This window comes from Streptomyces sp. AMJ-169 (genome assembly GCF_055597585.1).
In genome coordinates this window covers 444784-467152 of the sequence record NZ_JBVLTJ010000007.1, presented here as the reverse complement: position 1 = coordinate 467152, position 22369 = coordinate 444784, and the positions used below count along the sequence as shown (strand labels likewise).

Annotated in this window: 21 protein-coding genes; 5 read left to right on the top strand and 16 right to left on the bottom strand. The window is 72.0% G+C overall.

Annotation, left to right across the window (positions count from 1 at the left end; genetic code table 11):
* The first annotated feature begins 79 nt into the window (after positions 1-79).
* On the top strand, positions 80-1612 hold the full coding sequence (locus tag ACYUD3_RS20470; RefSeq protein WP_470971870.1) for a carboxylesterase/lipase family protein: 1533 nt from the start codon (positions 80-82) through the stop codon (positions 1610-1612).
* On the opposite strand, the gene ACYUD3_RS20465 is transcribed toward ACYUD3_RS20470, so the two are convergent.
* The 5 genes from ACYUD3_RS20465 to ACYUD3_RS20445 form a co-directional block, all read right to left on the bottom strand.
* Entirely contained in the window at positions 1575-2615 is a 1041-nt protein-coding gene (locus ACYUD3_RS20465; protein ID WP_470971868.1) for an ABC transporter permease, read from the bottom strand. The two genes, ACYUD3_RS20470 and ACYUD3_RS20465, sit on opposite strands and share 38 nt — an antisense overlap.
* Positions 2616-2617: 2 nt before the next feature.
* Positions 2618-4264: a sugar ABC transporter ATP-binding protein gene (locus ACYUD3_RS20460; RefSeq protein WP_470971866.1), complete on the bottom strand. Its 1647-nt coding sequence runs from the start codon at positions 4262-4264 to the stop codon at positions 2618-2620.
* A 20-nt stretch (positions 4265-4284) separates the two neighbouring features.
* Complete coding sequence (locus tag ACYUD3_RS20455; RefSeq protein ID WP_470971864.1) at positions 4285-5331, bottom strand: sugar ABC transporter substrate-binding protein; 1047 nt, start codon at positions 5329-5331, stop codon at positions 4285-4287.
* 87 nt (positions 5332-5418) lie between these two features.
* Entirely contained in the window at positions 5419-6762 is a 1344-nt protein-coding gene (locus ACYUD3_RS20450) for an amidohydrolase family protein (protein WP_470971862.1), read from the bottom strand.
* Positions 6759-7982, bottom strand: coding sequence for a CoA transferase (locus ACYUD3_RS20445; RefSeq protein ID WP_470971860.1), 1224 nt, complete (start codon positions 7980-7982; stop codon positions 6759-6761). Before ACYUD3_RS20445 ends, ACYUD3_RS20450 begins: the two co-directional genes overlap by 4 nt.
* A gap of 45 nt (positions 7983-8027) precedes the next feature.
* On the opposite strand from ACYUD3_RS20445, the gene ACYUD3_RS20440 reads away from it, so the two are divergent.
* The gene (locus ACYUD3_RS20440) at positions 8028-9047 is read left to right on the top strand and encodes an enoyl-CoA hydratase/isomerase family protein (RefSeq protein ID WP_470971858.1); all 1020 of its coding nucleotides are present in this window, start codon (positions 8028-8030) and stop codon (positions 9045-9047) included.
* 107 nt (positions 9048-9154) lie between these two features.
* Here the strand turns inward: ACYUD3_RS20440 and ACYUD3_RS20435 are convergent, their stop codons facing one another.
* From ACYUD3_RS20435 to ACYUD3_RS20410, 6 genes are read right to left on the bottom strand one after another with little or no spacing between them, the layout of a single operon-like run.
* Complete coding sequence (locus ACYUD3_RS20435; protein WP_470971856.1) at positions 9155-10024, bottom strand: SDR family oxidoreductase; 870 nt, start codon at positions 10022-10024, stop codon at positions 9155-9157.
* Positions 10024-10983, bottom strand: a complete 960-nt coding sequence (locus ACYUD3_RS20430; protein WP_470971854.1) for an acyl-CoA dehydrogenase family protein — start codon at positions 10981-10983, stop codon at positions 10024-10026. The genes ACYUD3_RS20435 and ACYUD3_RS20430 overlap by 1 nt, the downstream gene beginning before the upstream one ends.
* 4 nt (positions 10984-10987) lie before the next feature.
* A complete protein-coding gene (locus ACYUD3_RS20425; RefSeq protein WP_470971852.1) occupies positions 10988-12106 on the bottom strand; it encodes an acyl-CoA dehydrogenase family protein in 1119 nt (372 codons plus the stop codon).
* A complete protein-coding gene (locus tag ACYUD3_RS20420) occupies positions 12106-12846 on the bottom strand; it encodes an enoyl-CoA hydratase family protein (protein ID WP_470971850.1) in 741 nt (246 codons plus the stop codon). The genes ACYUD3_RS20425 and ACYUD3_RS20420 overlap by 1 nt, the downstream gene beginning before the upstream one ends.
* A gap of 10 nt (positions 12847-12856) precedes the next feature.
* The gene (locus ACYUD3_RS20415; protein ID WP_470971978.1) at positions 12857-13903 is read right to left on the bottom strand and encodes an NAD(P)H-dependent flavin oxidoreductase; all 1047 of its coding nucleotides are present in this window, start codon (positions 13901-13903) and stop codon (positions 12857-12859) included.
* 20 nt (positions 13904-13923) lie between these two features.
* Positions 13924-14706: an SDR family oxidoreductase gene (locus ACYUD3_RS20410; protein ID WP_470971848.1), complete on the bottom strand. Its 783-nt coding sequence runs from the start codon at positions 14704-14706 to the stop codon at positions 13924-13926.
* 98 nt (positions 14707-14804) lie between these two features.
* On the opposite strand from ACYUD3_RS20410, the gene ACYUD3_RS20405 reads away from it, so the two are divergent.
* Complete coding sequence (locus ACYUD3_RS20405; RefSeq protein WP_470971846.1) at positions 14805-15662, top strand: CoA transferase subunit A; 858 nt, start codon at positions 14805-14807, stop codon at positions 15660-15662.
* A complete protein-coding gene (locus ACYUD3_RS20400; RefSeq protein WP_470971844.1) occupies positions 15659-16405 on the top strand; it encodes a CoA-transferase subunit beta in 747 nt (248 codons plus the stop codon). The genes ACYUD3_RS20405 and ACYUD3_RS20400 overlap by 4 nt, the downstream gene beginning before the upstream one ends.
* On the opposite strand, the gene ACYUD3_RS20395 is transcribed toward ACYUD3_RS20400, so the two are convergent.
* The 5 genes from ACYUD3_RS20395 to ACYUD3_RS20375 all read right to left on the bottom strand — a co-directional run bounded on the left by ACYUD3_RS20395 (position 16395) and on the right by ACYUD3_RS20375 (position 20802).
* Positions 16395-17027 (bottom strand): TetR/AcrR family transcriptional regulator, encoded by a 633-nt coding sequence (locus tag ACYUD3_RS20395; RefSeq protein WP_470971842.1) that lies wholly within the window; start codon positions 17025-17027, stop codon positions 16395-16397. The genes ACYUD3_RS20400 and ACYUD3_RS20395 overlap by 11 nt on opposite strands.
* 74 nt (positions 17028-17101) lie before the next feature.
* A complete protein-coding gene (locus tag ACYUD3_RS20390) occupies positions 17102-17857 on the bottom strand; it encodes an SDR family oxidoreductase (protein WP_470971840.1) in 756 nt (251 codons plus the stop codon).
* A gap of 137 nt (positions 17858-17994) precedes the next feature.
* Positions 17995-19515, bottom strand: coding sequence for a long-chain-fatty-acid--CoA ligase (locus ACYUD3_RS20385; RefSeq protein WP_470971839.1), 1521 nt, complete (start codon positions 19513-19515; stop codon positions 17995-17997).
* Positions 19516-19744: 229 nt separating this feature from the next.
* Positions 19745-20110 (bottom strand): DUF6479 family protein, encoded by a 366-nt coding sequence (locus ACYUD3_RS20380; RefSeq protein WP_470971837.1) that lies wholly within the window; start codon positions 20108-20110, stop codon positions 19745-19747.
* 122 nt (positions 20111-20232) lie between these two features.
* Complete coding sequence (locus tag ACYUD3_RS20375) at positions 20233-20802, bottom strand: histidine phosphatase family protein (protein WP_470971835.1); 570 nt, start codon at positions 20800-20802, stop codon at positions 20233-20235.
* Positions 20803-21025: 223 nt separating this feature from the next.
* Here ACYUD3_RS20375 and ACYUD3_RS20370 point away from each other — a divergent pair, with 223 nt between their 5' ends.
* Positions 21026-22204 carry an acyl-CoA dehydrogenase family protein gene (locus ACYUD3_RS20370; protein WP_470971833.1) on the top strand — a complete coding sequence of 393 codons (1179 nt, stop codon included), beginning with the start codon at positions 21026-21028 and terminating at the stop codon, positions 22202-22204.
* The last annotated feature ends 165 nt before the right edge of the window (positions 22205-22369 follow it).

The window sequence follows — 22369 nt, the reverse complement described above, 5'->3', positions numbered from 1 at the left end:
GCCCACCCACCCCCTGTTCGTCAAGTGAACTATGGTTCACTGAACACCCTCAAGTCCCCTCAGAGTCGAGGAGTCGTCGATGAGCAGCAGCGAGTTCCCGGAGGCGAGGACGGCCGCCGGTGCCGTACGCGGGTGCTACGAGGGGGAGTTGGCCGTCTTCCGCGGCATCCCGTACGCCGCGCCCCCGGTCGGCGCGGGCCGGTTCGCCGCCCCCCGGCCGCCCGAGCCCTGGGACGGTGTCCGCGAGGCGTCCGCGTTCGGCCCGCCGCCCCCGCAGGAGCCCTTCACCTCCGGCACCGAGGGCCCGGCCTCCGAAGCCGTCGGCGACGACTGGCTCACCGTCAACGTCTGGACGCCCGAGGCCAGTTCACAGACCGGCCGGCCCGTCATGGTCTGGATCTACGGCGGCGCCTACAAGATGGGCACGGCGAGCGACCCCGGCTACGACGGCTCCCGCCTCGCGGCCGACGGCGACCTGGTCGTCGTCACCTTCAACTACCGTGTCGGAGTAGAGGGTTTCCTGCACATCGAGGGCGCCCCCGGCAACCGCGGCCTCCTCGACCAGATCGCCGCGCTGGAGTGGGTCCAGGCCAACATCCGTTCCTTCGGCGGCGATCCGTCCCGCGTCACCGTCTTCGGCGAGTCCGCGGGCGCCGGCTCGATCGCCGCCCTGATGTCAACTCCCCGCACCCAAGGCCTCTTTCACCGAGCCATCACCCAGAGCGTGCCCGCCACCTACTTCGCCGCGGACCTCGCGTACGACATCGGCGCCGCCTTCGCCGAGACGCTGGACCTGCCCCCGACGGCCGCCGCCCTCGCCGCGCTCCCGCCCGCGAAACTCGCGGAGGCCGGCGCCGCGCTGAGCGCCCGCATCGGCGCGTACGAGGACAGGTGGGGGGCGATCGCCCTCACCACCACCCCGTACTCGCCGGTCGTCGACGGCGACCTCCTGACCACCACCCCCTGGGCGGCCCTCGCCGCCGGCGCCGGGCGGGACGTCGAGCTGGTCACCGGCCACAACCGGGACGAATTCCGCCTGTTCACGCTGCTCGCCGGGGTCCTCGGCAAGGTCGACGACGCGCTGGCGGCGAAGGCGCTGCGGGCGTTCGGCCCCGGCGCCGACCCCGAGACCGCCTACCGCACGGCCTTCCCCGACGCCACCGCCGAGCAGCTCCTGGAACACGTCCGCGCCGACCACCTCTTCCGCATCCCCTCCCAGCAACTCGCCGAAGCCCAGGTCCAGGGCGGCGGACGGGCCCACCTGTACGAGCTGACCTGGGCCGCCCCGGTGAGCGGCGGAGCCCTCGGCGCCTGCCACGGCGTCGACGTCCCCCTCACCTTCGGCGTGTACGCCGGCGGCCTCGGCGGACTCCTCGTCGGCCCCGAACACGCTGCCGCCGCCGAACCGCTGTCCGCCCAATTCCGCACCGCCTGGACGCAGTTCGCGACGACCGGGGACCCCGGCTGGGCCGCCTACGACCGCGAGCGGCGGCTGACCCGGCTCTTCGACGCCGACTCCACGACCGCGCCCTACCCGGAAGAGGCGTCCCGGCGGATCTGGGCGGAGCACGAGTTCACTCCTGCTTCTCTCCGCTCGCGAACCGGGAAATGATCAGCGCGACGATGATGATGACGCCGTTGAGGAACTGGTTCCACAGCGGCGGCACCCCCGCCAACGTCATGACGTTCACGACGAGTTGAAGGGTCAGCACCCCGGTCAGGGCGCCGAAGACGGTGCCCTTTCCGCCGTTCAGGCTGACCCCGCCGATGACGGTCGCCGCGAACACCTGGAAGATCCAGCCGCTGCCCTGCGTCGCCGAGATCGAACCGTAGTGCCCGCTGTAGAGGATGCCCGCGAACGCGGCGAGCAGACTGCCCAGGATCAGCACCGTCCATACGATGCGGTCGACCCGGATGCCCGCCGTGCGCGCCGCCTCCTGATTGCCGCCGATCGCGTACAGCGCCCGCCCGTGCCGCAGCCACGCCAGCGCGCAGCCGCCGGCCGCGAACAGCGCCCCGCACACCCAGATCGCGGCCGGCACCCCGAGCCACGACGTCCGGCCCAGATAGCTGAACGACGGCGGCAGATCGACGATCGACTGCCCCTCGGACAGGGCGACTTGGAGCCCACGCAGCATGGTCAGCGCGCCCAGCGTGACGATGAACCCGTTGAGCCGCAGCTTCAGGATCAGGAAACCGTTCACCGCGCCGATCAGCGCCCCGACGAGCAGACAGAGCGGGACGGCCGTCCACTCCGGCAGCAGCCCCAGCCCGTTGAACCGGCCGCCGCTGGTGGGCAGTACGAGCCAGACCGCGATCACCGGCGCGACGCCGATCGTCGACTCCAGGGACAGATCCATCCGGCCGCTGACGAGGATGAACGTCGTCGCCAGCACCAACAGGCTGAGTTCGGTGGACTGTTGGAGGACGCCGATCAGGTTGTCGTAGGTCAGGAACGCGGGCGAGACGATGAACCCGATCACCATCAGGACCAGGATCGCCGGGACGAGGGACAGGTCACGGAAGCGGCCCAGGTCCAGGCGGGGGCGGCTGCGGGGGGTGTCCGGGGGATGGGGGCCGGCGGCCGTGGGGGAGAGGTCTGTGGGGGCGGACATCGTCAGCTTCCTTCCGGGAAAGCGGAGTTGGGGGTATCGCTCGGGGTTTCGGCGGCAGCCCCTCGCCGGGCGCCCGCCACACCTTCCATCGCCGCCACACCTTCCATCGCGGCCACGACCTCCTCGTCCCGCCACCCGGCCGCGAACTCGGCAACCATCCGCCCGTGGAACATGACGACGACCCGGTCGCACACCCGCAGATCGTCCAGCTCGTCCGAGACGATCAGCGCGGCCTTGCCGCCGTCCGCGATCCGCCGGACCGTCCCGAGCAGAAACTCCTTGGACCGTACGTCGACCCCGTTGGTCGGCCGGATCGCCACCAGCACCGCCGGATCGGTCGCCAGCGCCCGCGCGACCACCACCTTCTGCTGATTCCCGCCCGACAGCTCACCCACCGCGGTCCCCGGACCCGGCGTCTTGATGTCCAGCTCCCGGATCACCCGCCCCGCGAACTCCCTTGTCCTGGACGGCAGTACGGTCCCGAACGGACCCAACTGGCCGGTCACCGTCAGCGTCGCGTTCTCGGCGACACTCCGCCCCACGACCAGCCCCTGAACATGCCGGTCCTCCGGCACGAGCCCCACCCCGGCGGCCAGCGCGGAGGGCACACTGCCGGTGCGTACGACCCTCCCGGCGACGGAGATCCGCCCGCCGCGCGCCCGGTGCAGCCCCGCGACCGCCTCCCCGACCTGTACGTTCCCGCTGGCCGTGGCCCCGGCCAGGCCCAGCACCTCACCGGCGCGCACCGAGAGGGACAGGTCCTTGCAAACGCCGGGCAGAGTAAGGGAGTTCACGGTCAGTAGCGCCGCCGCCGACGGAGCCGTACGCGGTGCGTCGAGCACCGGCGGCGCCGACTCACCGGTCATCGCCTCCACCAGCTCCCGGTGTCCGAGGCCGGCCACCGGCGCGGTCAGGACGTGCGCCGCGTCCCGGTAGACGGTGACCGTGGTGCACAGGTCGTACACCTCCTGGAGGTGATGCGAGATGAACAGGAAGGCCACGCCCTGCTGTTGGAGGTCGCGGAGCTTGTCGAAGAGGCGGGTGATGCCGCGCGCGTCGAGCTTGGCCGTCGGCTCGTCGAGGACGATGAACCGCGCCCCGAAGGACAGCGCCCGCGCGATCTCCACGAACTGCCGCTGTTCCACGGTGAGTTCCTTCGCCCGTGCGGCCGGGTCGACGGCGACCCCGTACTCGCCCAGCAACTCCTCCGCCCTGCGGCGCAGTTGCCGCCAGCGGATCGGGCGCAGCGCGCTGCCGCTCTGCCGGTTGAGGAAGAGATTCTCGGCGACCGTCAACTCGCCGAGGATCGTGGAGCGTTGGTAGACACAGGCGACCCGGGACCGCCAAGCGTCGATGTCGCCGTACGCGGGCGCGGGGGCGCCGGAGAAAGTGATTGTGCCGGTGTCGGGGCGCTGCAAGCCGGTCAGCAGGGAGACCAGCGTCGACTTGCCGGCGCCGTTGCGGCCTACCAAGGCGTGCGACTCGCCTGCGGCCACGCGGATTTGGGCGTCGCGCAGGGCGACGGTCGCGCCGAATCGCTTGGTGACGCCGGTGGCCTCGGCGACCGCTTCGGCGACCGGGAGACCGGCGGGCGGGGTGGCGGCGGCCGAGGCGGCGGCCGTCGGGGAGTCCGTCGGGAAGTCCGTCATGGGAAACCGTCCCTTCAGCTTCAGCTGATGCTGTTGCCCCACAGGGACTTGTCGTCCACGTTCGCCTTGGTCACCAGCGGCGCGGGCAGCTGGTCCTCAAGTCCGCCCGGAATCTTGATGATTGTTGAACCGTGGTCGGTCGCGCCCAGTGTGAAGGTCTTCCCCTCGGTCGCCGCCTTCGCGTAGTACAGCGCGTACTTGGCGTACAGATCGGCCGGCTGCGACACCGTCGCGTCGATCTGCCCCTTGCGGATCGCGTCGAACTCCTGCGGGATGCCGTCGTTGGAGACGATGCTGATGTGCCCCGCCTGCCCGGCCGCCTTCAGCAGCCCTTTCTGCTCCAGGAGCGCCAGCGTCGGCTGGAGGAACACCCCGCCCGCCTGCATGTAGATCCCGTTCAGGTCGGGATGCTGGGCCAGCAGCGACTGGAGCTTCGCCGACGCCACGTCGCCCTTCCAGTCGGTGGGCAGCTCGAACACGCTGATCTTCGGGAACTCGGTCTTCATGCACTGCGCGAACGCCTCCGAGCGGTCCCGCCCGTTGATCGAGTCGAGCGCGCCCTGCAACTCGGCCACTTTTCCTCGTCCGTTGAGCTGCTTGCCGAGGAACTGGCACGCCTTGGTGCCGTACGCCCGGTTGTCCGCGCGCACCACCATGTACACGTCCCCCTTGTCGGGGCGCGTGTCCACGCTCACCACCGGGATCTTCGCGGCGGCCAGGCTCTCCAGCGTGGACGCGATCGCCCCGGTGTCCTGCGGTGCCATGACGACGGCCTTCGCGCCGGTGCTGCGGAACACCTGGACGTTCGCGACCAGCTTCGTCACGTCGTTCTGCGAATTGCTCAGCGGCAGCGCGGAGATGCCGTCGGCCGCGATGTCCTTCTTCACGTACTGCGCGTAGGAATTCCAGAAGTCGGAGTCGGAGCGCGGCAGATCGATCCCGATCTTCGCCGAACTCCCGCCCGAGGACGAGGAGTTGGAACTCTCGCGATTGCAGGCGGTGGCGAGGGCGAGCACCGCCAGTACGACGCCGGCGGCTGCGGTGGACCGGATGCGAGCGGGCTTCATTGCCGTGAACTCCCCAGGGCCGTCATTCCTCCGATGTATCTCGGAATATCGAGGACGTTACGGCGTCATCGCCGACAGTGACAAGGGTCAGGGATGATTCACATCCGATGAATATCGGATGACCCCTCTGATGAACGTGGCCCGCACGGCCTCGGCGCAGGGCCGCGCGAGCACATGCGCCAAAGGTGCGCGAAGCAGCACCAGGTCGGCGGGGACACCGGGCCGGACCGCCGGGGGAGGCCCGCCGGGGTCGAGCGCGGGGGCCTGATACGCCCTCAACGCCTGTGCCGCGCTGAGCCGTTCACGTCCGGCGACGGTACGGCCGTCCGGCGCCCGGCGCGCCACCGCCGCCCGGATCACCGCCCACGGGTCCAGCGGCCCGTACGGCGCGTCGCTGGACAGGGCGAGGGGAATGCCGGCGGCGAGGAACGAGGCGCAGCGGTAGAGGGAGTCGTGTTCGTGCGCTTCCGTGCCGTCGAGAAACCGGTCACCTCGGTCGGCGAGGAAACCGGGCTGCGTGACGATCCGCAGCCCCAACTCCTTGATGACCGGCAGCGCTTGTCCTGGGACCACCCCGGCGTGTTCCAGCCGGTCACCGGGGAGCGGCCCGGTCTGCCGGAGGGCGGCGAGGAGGAGGGCGAGAGAGACGGCGGTGACGGTGTGCACGGCAACCGGCCGTCCGGTGGCGTGAGTTGCCGCGATCTCCGCGGCGAGCCGGGGGAGGGGCGGGAGGTCGGAGTCCGCGAGGACGATCTTCCAGGGAGCTCGGTGGGCCGAGGCTCCCAACGGGAGTACGTGCTGGGGGAGTTCGGTGAAGTCGGCGGTGGGGGACAGGTGGGGGGTGGCGTCGGTGACGCCGGTGATGCCGTAGCGGGCGAGTCTCCGGCCGACCTCGGCAAGGGAAGGCGGCGGCACGGGCGGGAGACGGGCGCGCAGCCAGTCGTCGGCCCGCCAAAGTCTCCCGGTCGGGTGTCCTGCGGAGTCCCGCTCGACTCCGGGGTGCGAGGCGTCGTCGAGCCCAACGGCCTTTGCGGCAAGGGAGTTGAGCACCCACAGGGCCCCGCTCCGGTGCTGGACACGGACGGGGACGTCGGCGCGCAAGGCGTCAAGGCCGGCCGCGTCCAGGTCCCCGGCCGCCTGCTCGTCGTAACCGGTCCCCCTGATCCAGCCGTGCCGGTCCGGGGTGGCGGCCCGCAGCGCGGCCCGCAGGTCTCCGCCGCAGGGGACGGAGGTGAACGAGGCAGCCAGGGCGTGGAGATGGAGGTGATGATCCGTCAACCCGGCGATGAGAGCGCCGCCTTGAGCGTCGATCTCCTCCTCGCCCGGGACCCGGGAGAGGGCAGGGGCCAGCTCCGCGACCACCCCGCCCCGGATGCGTACGGCGCACCGGCGGCCGGCGACCTCGGCGTGCTGGATGAGGAGTCCGCTCACGGCCTGTCGATCCCCAACTCCCGCAGGACATAAGCGGTATCGGCGCCACTCGCCTTCGCCTCGCCGGCCGGGCGCCGGGGCTGAGGGGGCCGCAACGGCAGGGTTTCGAACCCCGTTTCGAGCAGCCAGCCGGCACCCCGGCGCACGATCTCACCCTCGGTGTCCGGCAGGGCGAGGCACGCCGACACGACGTCCGCCATCGCCACGTCCCACACCACACCCCCGCCCGGCTCCGACAGTGCGAGCGCGGCGGCGAGGAGTCCGGTGAGGGGGTCGGCCACGGCGTCCCCCGCGAACACCGGCAGCCCGGCCGCGTCGCGGGCGACCAGTCCCCGGCCGGCGGCGACGTCGTCCCCGAAACCGATCCGCCCCGAGTCCCGCCCGTACGCCGTGACCGACACCCAGACACAGCCCCGCGCCGCCTCCGCCTCCGCGTCCAGGCCGAACTCCCGCAGCGCGCGCGGCCGGGAGGACTCGATCACCACGTCGGCCCGCGCGACCAGGGCGTGCAGGGCGGCCCGGCCGCGCGGGTCGGCGGGGTCCAGGACGACCGAGGCGTGTCCGGCGTGCAGCAGGTCGTAGAAGACGGGGTCGCCGAAGCGCGCGCCGTCCGGGCGGGACGGTGTCTCGACCTTGACGACCCGGGCTCCGGCCGTGCCCAGCAGGTGCGCGCAGAGCGGGCCCGCCCAGAGGGCGCTGAAGTCGACGACCAGGAGGCCGGTGGCGGAGCGGGGGCGGCCGGGGAGCGGGCAGGTGCGGTCGGGGCGGGGGCGGAGGAACGCGCCTGCGAGGCCCAGGAGTTCGGTGCGTTCGTCGAGGGCGGCGCCGTCGTGTGTGGCCAGCCAGTCGGCCAACTGGCTCTGTATTGCCGCTGTGTTGAGGTCCTTGCCGGTTAACGCGGCCCACAGCAGCGGGTCGTCGGGCCGTGCGTCGGACACCGCCGCCCATCCGTCGCGCGTCGGCAGCAGGCGGCAGCTCCCGCCCACCGAGCGCCGGCCCTTCCGTCCGCGTCCGCTCAACGCGGCCCGCTCGGCGAGCAGTTGAGCCCCGTCCAGCCGTGCTCCGCCCGCCGCCGCGATGTGTTCGGTGAGCTTCGCGGCGAAGGCAGCCGCTCCGCCGGGCGGCAGCAGCGGCGGGCCGTCGGCGTGGCCGGTCAGCAGAGGTACGCCGCTGCACGCCCAGTCCTCGGCGGCCCGGCGGGGATCCGGCGGGTCGATCATGCCCGGATGCTAGACCCGGCTCGCCTTGGCGACCACAGTGAACGCATGATCTCCGTGGCCGAACTCGCCGCAGGCGCCGCCGACATGGACCTTCTGGGGGAGGGGGGTGTTCTGGAACAGCCCTTGCTGATCGTCGACTTGGACCGGACGGGGACGGCGGCGGATGTGCGGGAGGCTGAGCGGCGGGCGCGGGAGAGCCAGCGGTTGCTGGTCGGGTGGAGCACTTTGTCGGGCGGCGCGTTGTCGGATGCGCTGGATGTGACGGTCGTGCGTGATGCCGGGGACCGGACGACGGTCGTGGTCGAAGACCCTTTGGGGGAAGCGGAGTTTATGCGTGAGTGCGCGGAGCGGCAGCCGCAGGCGGCTCTGGTGCTGCGCCAACTGCTGGGGATTCAGCGGGGGTTGCCGGTGCGGCAAGCTCTCGAAGCGGAGTCGCTCGCTTACTCCACCCTCCTCGGCGGTGCCGGGTTCGCCGACTGGCTCAAGGCGCGGGGGAGGTCAGCCGCGCCGGTTGTCGTGCCCCAACAGCCCCTTCTCGTAAGGCGGAACGGCGACATCCTCCGGCTCACCCTCAATCACCCCGAGCGGCGCAATGCCCACAGCGCCCGGCTCCGGGACGCGCTGACCGAAGCGCTTCAGATCGCCGCCCATGATCCGACCGTCCGCGAAGTCGTCCTCGACGGTGCCGGGCCCGGCTTCAGCTCAGGCGGCGACCTCGCCGAGTTCGGCACCGCGAGCGATCTCGCGGCGGCCCATCTCATCCGCGTCCACGCGGGCGCGGGGCTCCAACTCCATGCTCTGCGCGATCGGTTGACGGCCAGGGTGCACGGGCACTGTGTGGGCGCCGGCATTGAACTGCCCGCCTTCGCCGCTCGCTTGTACGCCGCTGCCGATACGCGTGTCCGGCTGCCGGAGCTGGGCATGGGGCTGATTCCGGGGGCCGGGGGGACGGTGAGCGTTACGCGGCGCGTCGGCCGGCACCGGGCGCTGTATCTGATGCTGAGCGGGCGGACGGTGGGTGCTGAACGGGCGTTGGAGTGGGGGTTGGTGGACCGTGTCGGCTGAGGACACGCCCTCTTTGTGAAGTGGGTCGGCTGAGGCCGCGCCCTCTTTTTGAAGTGCCCCTCGCGTCAGCTCCCGTACGCCGCCATGGATATCGAGGGCTCCCTTCATCAACTCCCGTACACCTCCGCAGCCCCCGCCACCCGCCCCAGCAACTCCCGGACCGCCGCGCCCACTTCCCCCACCTCCCACCGCCGCCCCCGCTCCACCCGAGGCCCGTGCCGCCAGCCGTCCGCGACGCTGATCACCCCGCCCTCCACCTCGAACACCCGCCCGCTGACCTCCCCCGAACTGGCCGACGCCAGCCACACCACCAGCGGGGACACATTGCCGGGGTGCATCGCGTCGAACCCCTCCTCCGGCGCCCGCATCCGCTCCGCGAACACCGCCTCGGTCATCGCCGTCCGCGCGGCCGGGGCGATGGCGTTGACGGTGACGCCGTACCGCGCCAGCTCGGCCGCCGCGACGAGCGTGAGCGCGGTGATACCGGCCTTGGCGGCGGCGTAGTTGCCCTGCCCGACGCTGCCCATCAGCCCTGCCCCGGAACTGGTGTTGACGATCCGCGCTGCCAACGGGCGGCCCTGCTTGGCCCGTTCGCGCCAGTAGGCGGCGGCGTGCCGGAGCGGCGCCGCGTGTCCTTTGAGGTCGACCCGCAGGACGAGGTCCCAGTCCTCCTCGGACATGGACACCAGCATCCGGTCCCGGTTGACCCCGGCGTTGTTGACCAGCGCGTCGAGCGCCCCGAACTCCTCAACCGCCCTGCGCACCAAGGCTTCCGCGTACCCCCAGTCGCTGACGTCCCCGAGGTCGGCGACGGCCGTGCCGCCGCGCGCGCTGATCTCGTCGGCGACCGCTTTCGCCGCCGCCCCCAGATCGTTGACGACAACTGCCGCTCCCTCGGCGGCCAATGCGAGCGCGTGTTCACGCCCCAGCCCTTGCCCGGCCCCCGTCACGACGGCGACTCGGTCCTGACAGATCATCACGCACCGTCCCCTTCCGAAGAGTTGAGCCCGAGCTGCCGCGCGATGAGCGCCCGGTGCCAGGCGGGCCCGCCCCAGTCCGCCGCGAGCGCCCACGCCCGCTTGGCGTACCGGTGCAGCTCGTACTCGGTGGTGTAGCCGATCGCGCCGTGGCACTGGATCGCCGCCCGTGCCGCCTTCCGTGCCGTCTCCGAGGCCAGCGACTTCGCCGCCGACGTCCGGACGTCGGCGTCGGTGGCCCCGGCCGCCTGCGCCCATCCGGCGGCCAGCACCGACGCCCGGGTGAACCGCAGCGCCACCGCGACATCCGCCAGCGCGTGCTTGACCGCCTGGAACGACCCGACGGGCGCCCCGAATTGGCGCCGCTCCCGCACATACGCGACGGTCAGCTCCAGCATGCGGGAGCTGAGCCCGACGAGGAGCCCGGACGTCGCCAGCACACCGCGCAGCCAGGCCGCGTGCGCCACCGCAGGGTCCTCGGTGAGCAGAACACCCCCTGTGCCAGGGGTGGTTATCCGGGCCAGGTCCCGGGTGCCGTCCACCGAAGTGAGCGGTTCGACGGTCAACTCCTCGCGCCGGAAGAGGACCAGACGGTTTCCTGTCGCTACGACGGCGAGGTCCGCGCGGGCCGCGAAAGGCACCGGTCCGTCCGCGAGTGACACGGTCAGCAGCGCCGACCCGCTCAACACCCCTTCCAGTAAAGGGAGTCCGGCCAGCAGCGGCGCCCCGACGGCGATCGTCTCGGCGGCCGGAACCGCCAGCCCGCTGTGCCCCAGCGTCTCCATCAGCGGAGTCAGGCAGTTCTCGTCCAGCCCCGCCCCGCCCGGCACCAGTGCCCCGAGCACCCCCGCCGACCCGAGCGCCCGCCACGCCGATCCGGCGTCCGGGAAAGGCTTCGCGAGCACCCCGGCCGCCGCCTCGGCGAGGGCCGCGTCCGCCTCGGACACGGAGAACCGCATCGACTCACCTCCTCGGCAGTCCGAGCAGCCGCTCGGCGACGATGTTCCGCTGGATCTCGTTGGTCCCGGCGTAGATCGGCCCGGCCAGCGAGAAGAGGAAACCCTTGCTCCAGGGCCCGGCCAACTCGGCCTCCGGGCCCAGCAGTTCGAGCGCCGTCTCGTGCAGCCGGACGTCCAGCTCGGACCAGAACACCTTGTTGAGACTGGACTCGGCGCCCGGCTCCCGCCCGTCGGCGACAGCCGTCACCTGCTCCAGCGTGAACCACTGATAGGCCTGCGCGTCGATCCACGCCTGGACCACCCGGTCCCGCAACTCCCCACGGGAGCGGGCGAGTTCGAGCAGCCGCTCGGCGGTGTGCAGGAACCGGCCGGGTGAGCGCAGCGTCAGCCCCCGCTCGGACCCCGTCGTCGCCATCGCGACTTGCCAGCCCTGCCCGGCCGCGCCGAGGACGTCCGCGTCCGGCACGAACACGTCGTCGAGGAACACGTCCGCGAACCCCTCGTCCCCGTCGAGCCGTTCGAAGCCCCGGACCGTCACGCCGGGCGCGTCCAGCGGCAGGAGGAAATAGGTGAGCCCGTGATGCCGCTCGGCCTGCGGATCGGTGCGGAACAGCCCGAAGAGATGGGTGCAGAACGCGCCCCGCGTCGTCCACGTCTTCTGCCCCGACAGCCGCCAGCCGCCCGGGACTTGGACGCCCCGGCTGCGGATCGCCGCCAGGTCGCTCCCGGCGCCGGGCTCCGACCAGCCCTGCGCCCACAGCTGTTCGGCCGCCGCCATCCGGGGCAGAACGCGCCGCCTCTGCTCGGGAGTTCCGTACGCGAAGAGGGTCGGGGCCAGCAGGAAGATGCCGTTCTGCGTGACGCGGGCCGGGGCGCCCGCGCGGTGGTACTCCTCCTCGAAGATCAGCCACTCCCACAGCGACGCGCCCCGGCCGCCGTACTCCTCGGGCCACGACACCGCAGACCAGCGTGCCGCGAACAGCTCGCGCTCCCAGGCGAGATGGGCCGCGAACCCCTCCCGGGTGTCCCCCGACGGCAGCGGCGGCGACGGCACATGCTCCGCAAGCCAGGCCCGCGCCTCCCGCCGGAACGCCTCCTCCTCGGGGCTCCACGTCAGATCCATCACTCACCGAGCCCGAACCGCTCCTGCCGGGCCACACCCGACAGGTTGACCTCGAACGTGAACCCCTGCTCGAAGCGGTAACTCCGCTTCACGTCCCACAGGTCGATCCCGTTGAACGCTTCCTTCGCCGCCCGGATCAGCGCCGGATGCTTCCCGGCGATCTCCCCCGCGACCTCCAACGCCCGCGCCCGCAGCCGTGGTTCGGGGACGACGTCCAACACCGAGCCGTAGCCCTGGAGTTCGGCCGCGCTCGCCGTCGCGCACGTGTACATCATCGCCCGCGCCCGCTGCGCCGGCACCAGCCGGGAGAGGTGCGTCGCCGCGCCCAGCGCGCCCCGGTCCACCTCCGGCAGCCCGAAGTAGGCGTCGTCGGCGGCGAGTACGAGATCCGCGGTGCCGGCCAGACCGACCCCGCCGCCCAGACAGAACCCGTGCACGGCCGTGACGACGGGCACCGGGCAGTCGTACACGGCGGCGAACGCGGCGGAGCAGGCGCGGTTCACCGCCACGATCGCGCTCGCGTCGGACCTCAACTCTTTGATGTCCACACCGGCGTTGAAGCCACGGCCCGCCGCGCGCAGGACGACGGCGTGTACAGCCGGGTCCCGGCCCAGGGCGGTCAGGGTCTCCGCGAGGGCCCACCAGCCCGACACCGGGATGGCGTTGACCGGAGGGCGGTCCATGACGACCTCCGCGACGCCTCGCCCGTCGACCGACGCCTTGACGAAGTCGCTGTCCATACGCGTCCTTTCACTCCGCACCGAGCCGCGCGAGCACCGACTCCGCCTCCGCGACGATCCGTTCGATCAGCTCCTTGCAGCTGGGCAGATCCTCGATCACCCCGGCGACCTGCCCGGACGCCAGCGTCCCCAGATCGATGCGGCCCTCGACCATCGACGCCCGCAGCATCACCGGGGTGTTGGCCGCCATCAGCACCTGGGACCAGCCCAGTTGATGACTCCGCCGCATGGCGAGCCCCTCGCGGACCATGTCGGCCCAGCGGACGCCGGAGGTCCGGTGAAAGCGGAAGGCGCTGCGCAGCGACCGCGCGGCCCGCCCCAACGCCCGCTCCCGCGACAGGCGTTCGGCGAGTTCCGTACGCAGCACCCGCTGCGGCACCCCGTCCAGGACGGACGTGACGACCGTCCCGTCCACGCCCCGCCGCAGGTACTCCGCCTTCACCGCCTCCGGCACCGTGCAGTCGCTCGTCAGCAGAAACCGCGTCCCCATCGCGATCCCCACGGCGCCCTGCGCGAGCGCCGCCACCAGCCCCCGCCCGTCCCGGAACCCGCCCGCCGCGATCACCGGAATGTCCACCGCGTCCACGACCTGCGGCAACAGGATCGACGTCGGCACACCCCCGGTGTGCCCGCCCCCCTCCGCGCCCTGCACGACCACCGCGTCCACGCCCCACGCCCGCACCTTCTCCGCGTGCCGCCGCGCCCCCACGGACGGGATCACGACCAGCCCGGCGTCCTTCAGCCGCCGCACCACCCGCTCGCGCGGCGCCAGCGCGAACGACGCGACCCGCACCCCCTCCGCCACCAGCAGCTCCCCGCGCTCCACCACATCCGGCGCGTCCCCGCGCAGATTCACCCCGAACGGCGCCCCGGTCCGCTCCCGCACCGCCCGTACCGCGGACCGGAGTTCGGCCCGCGACAGCGTCGCCCCGGCGAGAATCCCGAGCCCCCCGGCCTCGGCCGTCGCCGCCGTCAGCTCGGGCCCGCTGACGAACCCCATCCCCGTCTGCACGATCGGGTACCGCACCCCGACCAGCTCGCACAGCGCCGTACGCAGTGCCACAACAAGCCCTCCCCTCAAGCGCGTTGACTGCTCACGGAGACCACTTCACCGGTCATGTACGACGCGTAGCCGCTCGCGAGGAACACCACGACATTGGCCACCTCCCACGGCTCGGCCGCCCGCCCGAACGCCTCCTTGCCCGCCAGCTCCGCCAACAGCCTCGCGTCGGTGACCTTTTCGAGGAACGGATGCAGCGCCAGACTCGGCGCCACCGCGTTCACCCGGATGCCGTGCCCCGCGAGATCCAGCGCCGCGCACCGCGTCAGCGCCATCACCCCGGCCTTCGCGGCGGCGTAGTGCGCCTGCCCCTCCTGCGCCCGCCACCCCACCACCGACGCGTTGTTGACGATCACCCCCCGCCGCCCGGCGCGCACCATCCGCCGCCCGGCCGCCCGCACACACCGGAACGTCCCCGTCAGCCCGATGTCCAGCACCCGCCCCCACTCCCCGTCCGACATCTCAAGCACCGAACGCGTCCCCCCGAGCCCCGCGTTGTTCACCATCACCTCCACCCCGCCGAACTCCTCCGCGGCGTCCAGCAGTTGCTCGACCTGCTGCTCTACGGTCACATCGCAGACGACCGCCGCGACGCGCCCGGCGCCGAACTCCTCGGCCAGCGCCGCCCGCGCCGCGCCCAGCCGCCGCTCGTGCACATCCCCCAACACCACGCCCCGCGCGCCCTCTTCGAGACAGCGCCGCACGACGGCCGAGCCGATCCCCGCCCCGGCGGCGGCCGTCACCACCACGGTCCGCCCGGCCAGCAACCCATGACCGGGAACATACTCGGGCAGGTCCATCAGCCCCCCTGCTTGTCCGGAGCCGTAACGGCGCCCTACGGTAACCCACCAAGCATTTGTTTGGTATGAGCCGGAGCCGAGTTCCCGAGAGGACGAACATGGCCGACAAGACAGTGCAGTTGGAGCACTTCGCCGAGACCGTCGAGTCCGGCATGACGATCGGGATCGGCGGCTGGGGGTCCCGCCGCAAACCCATGGCCCTGGTCCGCGAACTGCTGCGCAGCGACGTCCGCGACCTCACCGTCGTCTCCTTCGGCGGCCCCGACGTCGGCCTGCTCTGCGCCGCCGGGAAGATCCGCAAGCTGGTCTACGGATTCGTCTCGCTCGACAGCATCCCCCTCGACCCCCACTTCCGCGCCGCCCGCGAGCACGGCACGATCGAGACCGCCGAGTACGACGAGGGCATGGTCGTCACCGGCCTGCGCGCGGCGGCCTCCCGCCTCTCCTTCCTCCCCACCCGCGCCGGCCTCGGCTCCGACGTCCTCACCATGAACCCCGACCTCACAACCATCAACTCCCCTTACGGCACAGAGGTGTACGTCGCGATGAAGGCGCTCCCGCTCGACGTCGCCCTCCTCCACGTCAACCGCGCCGACCCGGCCGGAAACGCCCAATACCTGGGCCCCGACCCGTACTTCGACGACCTGTTCGCCCGCGCCGCCGGCCGCACCTACGTCAGCGCCGAACGCGTCGTACCCGACCTGCTCGCCGAAGGGCCCGCCCAGACGCTGCTGATCAGCCGCATCTTCGTCACCGGTGTCATCGAGGCACCGGGCGGCGCGCACTTCACGTCGTGCGTGCCCGACCGGCCCCGGGACGAGGCGTTCCAGGCCCACTACGCGGCAGCCGCCAAGGACCCGGGCACGTGGGAGATGTTCCGCAAACGGTTCCTCGACGGCGGTGAGGCCGAGTACCGGCAGGCGGTCGCCGACTTCCACGCGGAGGAGGGGCGATGACCGCCACCCGGGCCGAAGTGTGCGCCACCGCCTGCGCCGACGCCTGGCGTGACGCCGGCGAGATCCTCGCCCACCCCGTCGGCCTGATCCCCGGCATCGGCGCCCGCCTCGCCCGCCGCACCACCGCCCCCGACCTCGTCCTCTCCGACGGCGAGGCCTACTACATGAGCGAACCCCCGCCGCTCGGCACAACTGCCGCCGAGGGAGGAGTGGTTGAAGGCTGGGTCCCCTTCGCCCGCATCTTCGAACTCCTGGAGAGCGGACGCCGGCACAGCATGATGGGGGCCAGTCAGATCGACCGCCACGGCAACCAGAACATCTCCGCGATCGGCGACTGGCGCCGCCCCGCCCGCCAGCTCATCGGCGTGCGCGGCGCCCCCGGCAACACCGCCAACCACCGCACCGACTACTGGGTGCCCCGCCACTCCGCGAAGGTGTTCGTGGAGAAGGTCGACATCGTCTGCGGCGTCGGCAACGACCGCGCCGGACAGCTGACGTTCCATCAACTAGGCCTGGTCATCACCGACTTGGCCGTCCTGGACTATGGCGACGACGGCCGGCTGCGCATCCGCTCCGTCCACCCCGGCGTCAGCGTCGACGACGTCCGCGCCCGCACCGGCTTCCCCCTCGACGCCACCGGCGTCACCGGGACCCGGCTGCCCGGACCGGCCGAACTGCGCCTGATCCGCGAGGAGATCGACCCCCAAGGGCTGCGCTACCGGGAAGTGCCCGTCACTCCGTGACGAGACCGCCGTACAGGATCGACAAGTACTGCTCGGCCACCGCCTCGTGGCGGAACTTTCCGCGCGGACGGTACCAGCGGACGCTGCACCACACCGTGTCGCGGATGAAGCGGTACGTCAGATGCGCGTCCACGTCGGCGCGGAACGCCCCTGACTCCTGGCCCGACTTGAGGACGCGCAGCCAGATCCGCTCGATCCCGCGGCCCCACTGGTCGACGTACTCGAAACCCGGGCGGGCGCCGAGCGTGCCCGACTCGTTCTGGTAGAGGGCGACGGCCTGCGGGGACTCGTGGATGACGGCGAAGGAGTGCGCGATCAGCCGGTCCAGGGCCTGCCTCGGATCGGCGGACTCCTTCTCGATCTCCGTGAAACGCGCGAGGAGCCGGCCGAGGAAACCGCGCAGGATCTCGTCCAGCATCTCCTCCTTCGAGCCGAAGTGGTGGTACAGGCTGCCCGAGAGGATGCCCGCCTCGTCCGCGATGTCCCGCACCGTCGTCTGCCGGTAGCCGCGCGTCGCGAACAGGCCCGCCGCGATCCCCAGCAGCTGCGCCCGGCGCTCCGAACTTGCTTTCGGGGCACCGTCGTTGACGGCCACCGTACGGGCGGGACGTCGTTCCGCCATGCTCGTTCCCTCCCACCCGATCTTGTGCGACGCACAGCATAACGACCCCGGCACCGACCAAGCATTTGCTCAAGTCACGCGTGCGGCGTGTGCTGAAGGAACGCCGGCCACTCCCCGCCCCCGTCCACGTTCAGCACCGCCCCCGTGACATGCGCCGCGAGCGGCGACGCCAGCAGGACGCACGCCGCGCCCACGTCCTCGGGCCGGGCGAACACCCCTCGCGGGATCGTCGCCGCCACCCGGGCGACCTGCTCCGGATCGCCGTAATGATCCATCGCCCCCGGCGTCGCGACCAGCCCGCAACTCACCGCGTTCACCCGGACTTTGGGCGCCCACTCCACGGCCAGCGAGGCCGTCAGACTCTCCAGCGCCGCCTTCGCCGCCCCGTACACGGCCGTCCCCGGACTCACCCGGCGCGCGCTGATCGACGTGATGTTGAGGACCACCCCGCCCTCCGGCTGCCCGTCGAACACCGGGAACACCGACTGGCAAACGTGCGCGGGACCAAGGAAGTTGAGCTCCATGACCTTGCGGTGCAGCCCTGGCGAGGCGGACGCGAAGGCGGCGTACGGAGCGCCCCCGGCGTTGTTCACCACCACGTCTATACGGCCGCGCCGCCCGGCCACGTCCGCGACCCACCGCCCGACCTGCTCCGGATCGCGGACGTCGACCCGCGTGAACCCCTCAGACGGAGCGGCCGGCGCGGTGCGGGCGCACACCTCGACCCGCGCGCCCGCCTTGAGGAACATCTCCGCGATCCCCGCCCCGACCCCGCGCGTCCCCCCGGTGACCAGGACGACCTTGCCCGACATGTCCAACTGGAGGGCCATGCCGCCAGGTTAGCCAGCAGCACCAAGCAAACGCTAGGTTCAGCGCGCCAGGAGCACACCCCCGAGCGAGTCAGAAGCGCACCCCCGAGCGAACCAAGAGCACCCCCGCCGGAAGCCCCCCCGCCGAAAACGCCCCCTCAGCTGATCTCCCGCTTAAGGATCTTCCCCGTAGACGTCATAGGCAACGCCTCCGCGAACTCCACCACCCTCGGGTACTTGTACGCCGCCAGCCGCTCCTTGCCCCAGCCGACCAGCTCCTCCTCGGTGACCTCGACCCCGGCCCGGCGCACGACGACGGCCTTGATCTCCTCACCGTGCGTGGTGTGCGGCACGCCGACGACCGCGACGAGCGAGACCGCCGGATGCTCCATGAGCAACTCCTCGATCTCGCGCGGGTAGACGTTGAAACCACCCCGGATGATCATGTCCTTGGCGCGGTCGACGATGTAGTACCAGCCGTCGGCGTCCTTGCGCCCCAGGTCACCGGTGTGGAACCAGCCGTCCTTGAGCACCTCGGCGGTGGCGTCGGGGCGCTTGTAGTACCCCTTCATCACGTTGTGGCCCTTGATCGCGATCTCGCCGATCGCGTCCGCGCCGCCCGTCACCTCCGAGCCGTCGCCGTCGACCAGCCGCATCCCGACGCCCGGCACCGGCACCCCGATCGACCCGGGCCGCGGCTCCTGCCCGAGCCGCGAGAACGACGCGACCGGCGAGGTCTCCGACAGCCCGTACCCCTCCAGGATCGTCACCCCGAACCGCTCCTGGAACGCCCGGTGCACCTCCTTCGGCAGCGCCGAGCCGCCCGAGACGGCGACCCGCAGATTCCGGGCCAGCCTCGTCACGTCCACCGAGTCGTCCAGCGCGCCCAGCAGCGCCCAGTACATCGTCGGGACCCCGCCGAAGAACGTCACGTCCTGCGCCAGCATCAGCCGCAGCGCCGCCGCCGGTTCGAAGCGGGGGAGCATCACGATCGTCCCGCCGTACGCGAGCGCGCCGTTCTGGATCACCGTCTGGCCGAAGGAGTGGAACAGCGGCAGCACGCACAGGAACGTGTCCGGGCGGTCCGCCGACGCGCCGAACAGCTCCGTGTCGATCGAGACGTTGTCCCGCATGTTCCGGTGCCGCAGCTCCGCGCCCTTGGGGCGGCCGGTCGTACCGGAGGTGTACAGGATGACCGCCGTGTCGTCCTCGTCGGTCCCGGCCGTCTCGAACACGGGCGCGCGGCCGGCCCACGGCAGCTCGCGCGCCGGGTCGACGATCAGCAGCTCCACCTCGGGCACCTCGCGCACGGCGGCCCGCGCGGCGTCGCCGATCGGCAGCTCGGGGGAGCCCTCGAACGCGATGAACGCCTTCGCGTCGGAGTCCTGGAGGTGGTACGCCACCTCGCGCGCCTTCAGCAGCACGTTCAGCGGGACGACCGTCGCGCCCGCCTTGAGGATGCCGTAGTAGGCGAACGTGAAGTAGGGCAGGTTCGGCATCGACAGCGCGACCTTGTCGCCCGGCCGCACGCCCCGCTCCACCAGCAGATTCGCGACCTGCGAGGCCGCCGCGTCGACCTGCGCGTACGTCAGCCGCAGCTCGCCGAAGACGATCGCGGTGCGCTCCGGATACCGTGCGGCGGAGCCTTCCAGGATGCCGGCGAGGTTGTATGCGGTCATGCCCCCGACACCGTCCACTGGTACGGCATACGGCCTCCATCGTCGCAGGAACTCGTGCACGGAACTGTGCACTTCCGGACGCTAGTTCAGCCGATCATGGTGCCGCAAGCACCCTGGGAGAAAGATTGCCCTGGTCAGAAGGGGGTTGTGGGGACAGCGGGGAGGGGCAGGGGAAGACCGCCCGGCGGGGTGAGGGGGTCGCCGGGCGGCGCCTGCTGCCGGTGGGCGGTCAGTGCGCGCCCAGGCCGCCTCCGCCGAAGGATCCGCTGCCGCCTCTGCTCCAGCGCCCGCGCTCCTTGTCGGCGGCGGTGCGGGTCTGCGAGTTCGAGAGCTGGTACGGGGTGAGGGGCCGGCCGCCCTTGGGGGTGCGCGGGACCTCGTCGGGCTCCCTGGTCTCCCGGATCTCATGGACGGCGCCGTCCGGCGGGAGATGCGGCTGCTCCTCGGGGCGCGGGCACGGGGGCTCGCGGTCCCTGATGCGTGCGCCCAGCCAGAAGGCGCCGGCCAGCATCGCCACGACGGCGATACCTACCGCGAACAGCGCCAGACTGAGCAGACCGCTCGGGGCGGCCAGCATGACGGATGCGGTGTTCATATCACCCGAATACCCCATGAAACGGATGCGAACCCTCTGAGAGGCGGGGGGCTCGCAGGGGGGCGCTGGGAGCGCTGAGGGCGCCTGAAGGCGAGGGCGCAAGGCCCGCTTCGGCCACCCGCTCACCCTCCCACGCCCCACCCCACCCGCACATTCCACCGCCCGCCCCGCCCACTGACCTCCACCCCCGTCAACGGCCCCGCATCCACCCGCCAGAACGCGCTCTCCGGCGCCCCCAGCACCCGCACGACCACCGCCCGTACGACCTCCGGTTCCACGACCGCCACCGTGCGCCCGGAGAACTCCGCCGCCGACGCCAGCCGCCCCTCGACCCGGTCGCACACCGCCCGTACCGACTCCCCGCCGTGCGGCGCCGCCCCGGGGTCGGCCAGCCAGGCGGCGAGCGCCTCCGGCTCGTGCGCGCCGACGTCCGCGAGGGTCCGGCCCCGCCAGCGCCCGGCGTCGAACCCGGCCCACTCCGGCACGTCCACCGGATCCAGGCCCAGCGCGGCGGCGGTCTCCCGGCAGCGGACGCTGGGGGAGCACCAGGCCCGCTCGGCCTGCGGTATCCCCTCCGCCGCCGCCCGCGCCGCGCGCAGCCCGGCGGGGTCGAGCGCGCAGCCGTCGTCGAAACGGGCCTCACGCAGGGCGGCCGTGAGCGCAGGGGTGACCAGGAGAAGCCGGCTCGTCACCGCGAGCCCCCTTTCTGACGGGCGGATCGACAACTGCCCCCATTCTGTCGGCCCCCACTGACAACGGCCCCCACTGGCAACGGACCCTGCGGCCGACGGACCCCGCGGCCGGCGGAAAGCGCCCCCGCCCACCACCTGCGGAGCCCCCACCCACCCCCCATTCCCAATTACTGCAACACGTTCTACCGTGTCCGCCGTCAGGCCCACCCCCTCAGGAGGCGCCGTGCACCTGGACCAGACCCCCGAACAGCTGCGCCTGCGCGCGGAGTTGCGCGCCTACTTCGCCGAACTGGTCCCCGACGACGCCTACGCGCGCCACGCCGACCCGGCCGCCGCGAAGCGCTTCTACCGAGAGACGATCCGCCGCCTGGGCACGGACGGCTGGCTCGGCGTGGGCTGGCCTAAGGAGTACGGCGGGCGGGGCCTCACCCCGGTCGAGCAGTTCGTGTTCTTCGACGAGGCCGCCCAGGCGGGCGTACCCCTGCCCCTGATGGCGCTCAACACGGTCGGCCCGACGATCATGAGCTACGGCACCGAGGAGCAGAAGGCGTACTTCCTGCCCCGGATCCTCTCCGGCGAGATCGACTTCGCGATCGGCTACAGCGAGCCGGGCGCCGGGACCGACCTCGCGGCGCTGCGGACGCGCGCCACGCGCGTGGGCGACGAGTACGTCGTCAACGGCCAGAAGATCTGGACGACGAACGGCGACACCGCGGACTGGGTGTGGCTCGCGGCCCGTACTGACCCGGACGCCCCGCCGCACAAGGGCATCACGATGCTGCTGGTGCCGACCGCCGACCCGGGCTACTCCTGCACCGTCATCCGCACCCTCGCCTCGCACGACACCACCGCCGGCTATTACGAGGACGTCCGCGTCCCCGTCACCCGCCGGGTGGGCGCCGAGAACCAGGGCTGGCGGCTGATCACCAACCAGCTCAACCACGAGCGGGTCACGCTCGCCGCGCACGGCACGATGGCGATCCGCGCGCTGCGCGACGTCCGGCGCTGGGCCGCCGGCACGGAGCTGACCGACGGCCGCCGCGTCATCGACCTCCCCTGGGTACGCCGCCGGCTCGCCCAGACCCACGTCCGCCTCGACGCCCTGAAACTCCTCAACTGGCAGATGGTCGCCGCCCTCCAGAACGGCACCCTCACCCCCCAGGACGCCTCCGCCGTCAAGGTCTACGGCTCCGAGGCCCGCCGTGACGCGTACGCCTGGCTCCTGGAGGTCGTCGCCGCCCCGGGCGCACTCCAGGAGGGCTCGGCCGGCGCCGTTCTGCACGGTGAGCTGGAGCGCGGCTACCGCTCGGCGGTGATCTTCACCTTCGGCGGGGGGAACAACGAGATCCAGCGCGAGATCATCTCGTGGATCGGCCTGGGGATGCCGAGGGTGCGGCGCTAAGGCCGGTTGCGGCCAAGTTTTTCAGTGGAAAACAAGCAAATGTAAGACATAAAGGAAACCGCAACTGGCGAGTAATGTACTGTAAGACTCAAGTAACCGTGTTAACATTCCCGGGTTCGGAGTGGCTCGCCGCAGGCTCCGATGCGCCCTCGTGGACATGGACGG

What these genes read in the sequence shown, in the direction of transcription:
- ACYUD3_RS20470 (WP_470971870.1), top strand. Translation starts at nt 80, where the DNA reads ATGAGCAGCAGCGAGTTCCCGGAGGCGAGGACGGCCGCCGGTGCCGTA.
- ACYUD3_RS20465 (WP_470971868.1), bottom strand. Translation starts at nt 2,615, where the DNA reads ATGTCCGCCCCCACAGACCTCTCCCCCACGGCCGCCGGCCCCCATCCC.
- ACYUD3_RS20460 (WP_470971866.1), bottom strand. Translation starts at nt 4,264, where the DNA reads ATGACGGACTTCCCGACGGACTCCCCGACGGCCGCCGCCTCGGCCGCC.
- ACYUD3_RS20455 (WP_470971864.1), bottom strand. Translation starts at nt 5,331, where the DNA reads ATGAAGCCCGCTCGCATCCGGTCCACCGCAGCCGCCGGCGTCGTACTG.
- ACYUD3_RS20445 (WP_470971860.1), bottom strand. Translation starts at nt 7,982, where the DNA reads ATGATCGACCCGCCGGATCCCCGCCGGGCCGCCGAGGACTGGGCGTGC.
- ACYUD3_RS20440 (WP_470971858.1), top strand. Translation starts at nt 8,028, where the DNA reads ATGATCTCCGTGGCCGAACTCGCCGCAGGCGCCGCCGACATGGACCTT.
- ACYUD3_RS20435 (WP_470971856.1), bottom strand. Translation starts at nt 10,024, where the DNA reads ATGATCTGTCAGGACCGAGTCGCCGTCGTGACGGGGGCCGGGCAAGGG.
- ACYUD3_RS20430 (WP_470971854.1), bottom strand. Translation starts at nt 10,983, where the DNA reads ATGCGGTTCTCCGTGTCCGAGGCGGACGCGGCCCTCGCCGAGGCGGCG.
- ACYUD3_RS20425 (WP_470971852.1), bottom strand. Translation starts at nt 12,106, where the DNA reads ATGGATCTGACGTGGAGCCCCGAGGAGGAGGCGTTCCGGCGGGAGGCG.
- ACYUD3_RS20420 (WP_470971850.1), bottom strand. Translation starts at nt 12,846, where the DNA reads ATGGACAGCGACTTCGTCAAGGCGTCGGTCGACGGGCGAGGCGTCGCG.
- ACYUD3_RS20410 (WP_470971848.1), bottom strand. Translation starts at nt 14,706, where the DNA reads ATGGACCTGCCCGAGTATGTTCCCGGTCATGGGTTGCTGGCCGGGCGG.
- ACYUD3_RS20405 (WP_470971846.1), top strand. Translation starts at nt 14,805, where the DNA reads ATGGCCGACAAGACAGTGCAGTTGGAGCACTTCGCCGAGACCGTCGAG.
- ACYUD3_RS20400 (WP_470971844.1), top strand. Translation starts at nt 15,659, where the DNA reads ATGACCGCCACCCGGGCCGAAGTGTGCGCCACCGCCTGCGCCGACGCC.
- ACYUD3_RS20395 (WP_470971842.1), bottom strand. Translation starts at nt 17,027, where the DNA reads ATGGCGGAACGACGTCCCGCCCGTACGGTGGCCGTCAACGACGGTGCC.
- ACYUD3_RS20390 (WP_470971840.1), bottom strand. Translation starts at nt 17,857, where the DNA reads ATGGCCCTCCAGTTGGACATGTCGGGCAAGGTCGTCCTGGTCACCGGG.
- ACYUD3_RS20385 (WP_470971839.1), bottom strand. Translation starts at nt 19,515, where the DNA reads ATGACCGCATACAACCTCGCCGGCATCCTGGAAGGCTCCGCCGCACGG.
- ACYUD3_RS20380 (WP_470971837.1), bottom strand. Translation starts at nt 20,110, where the DNA reads ATGAACACCGCATCCGTCATGCTGGCCGCCCCGAGCGGTCTGCTCAGT.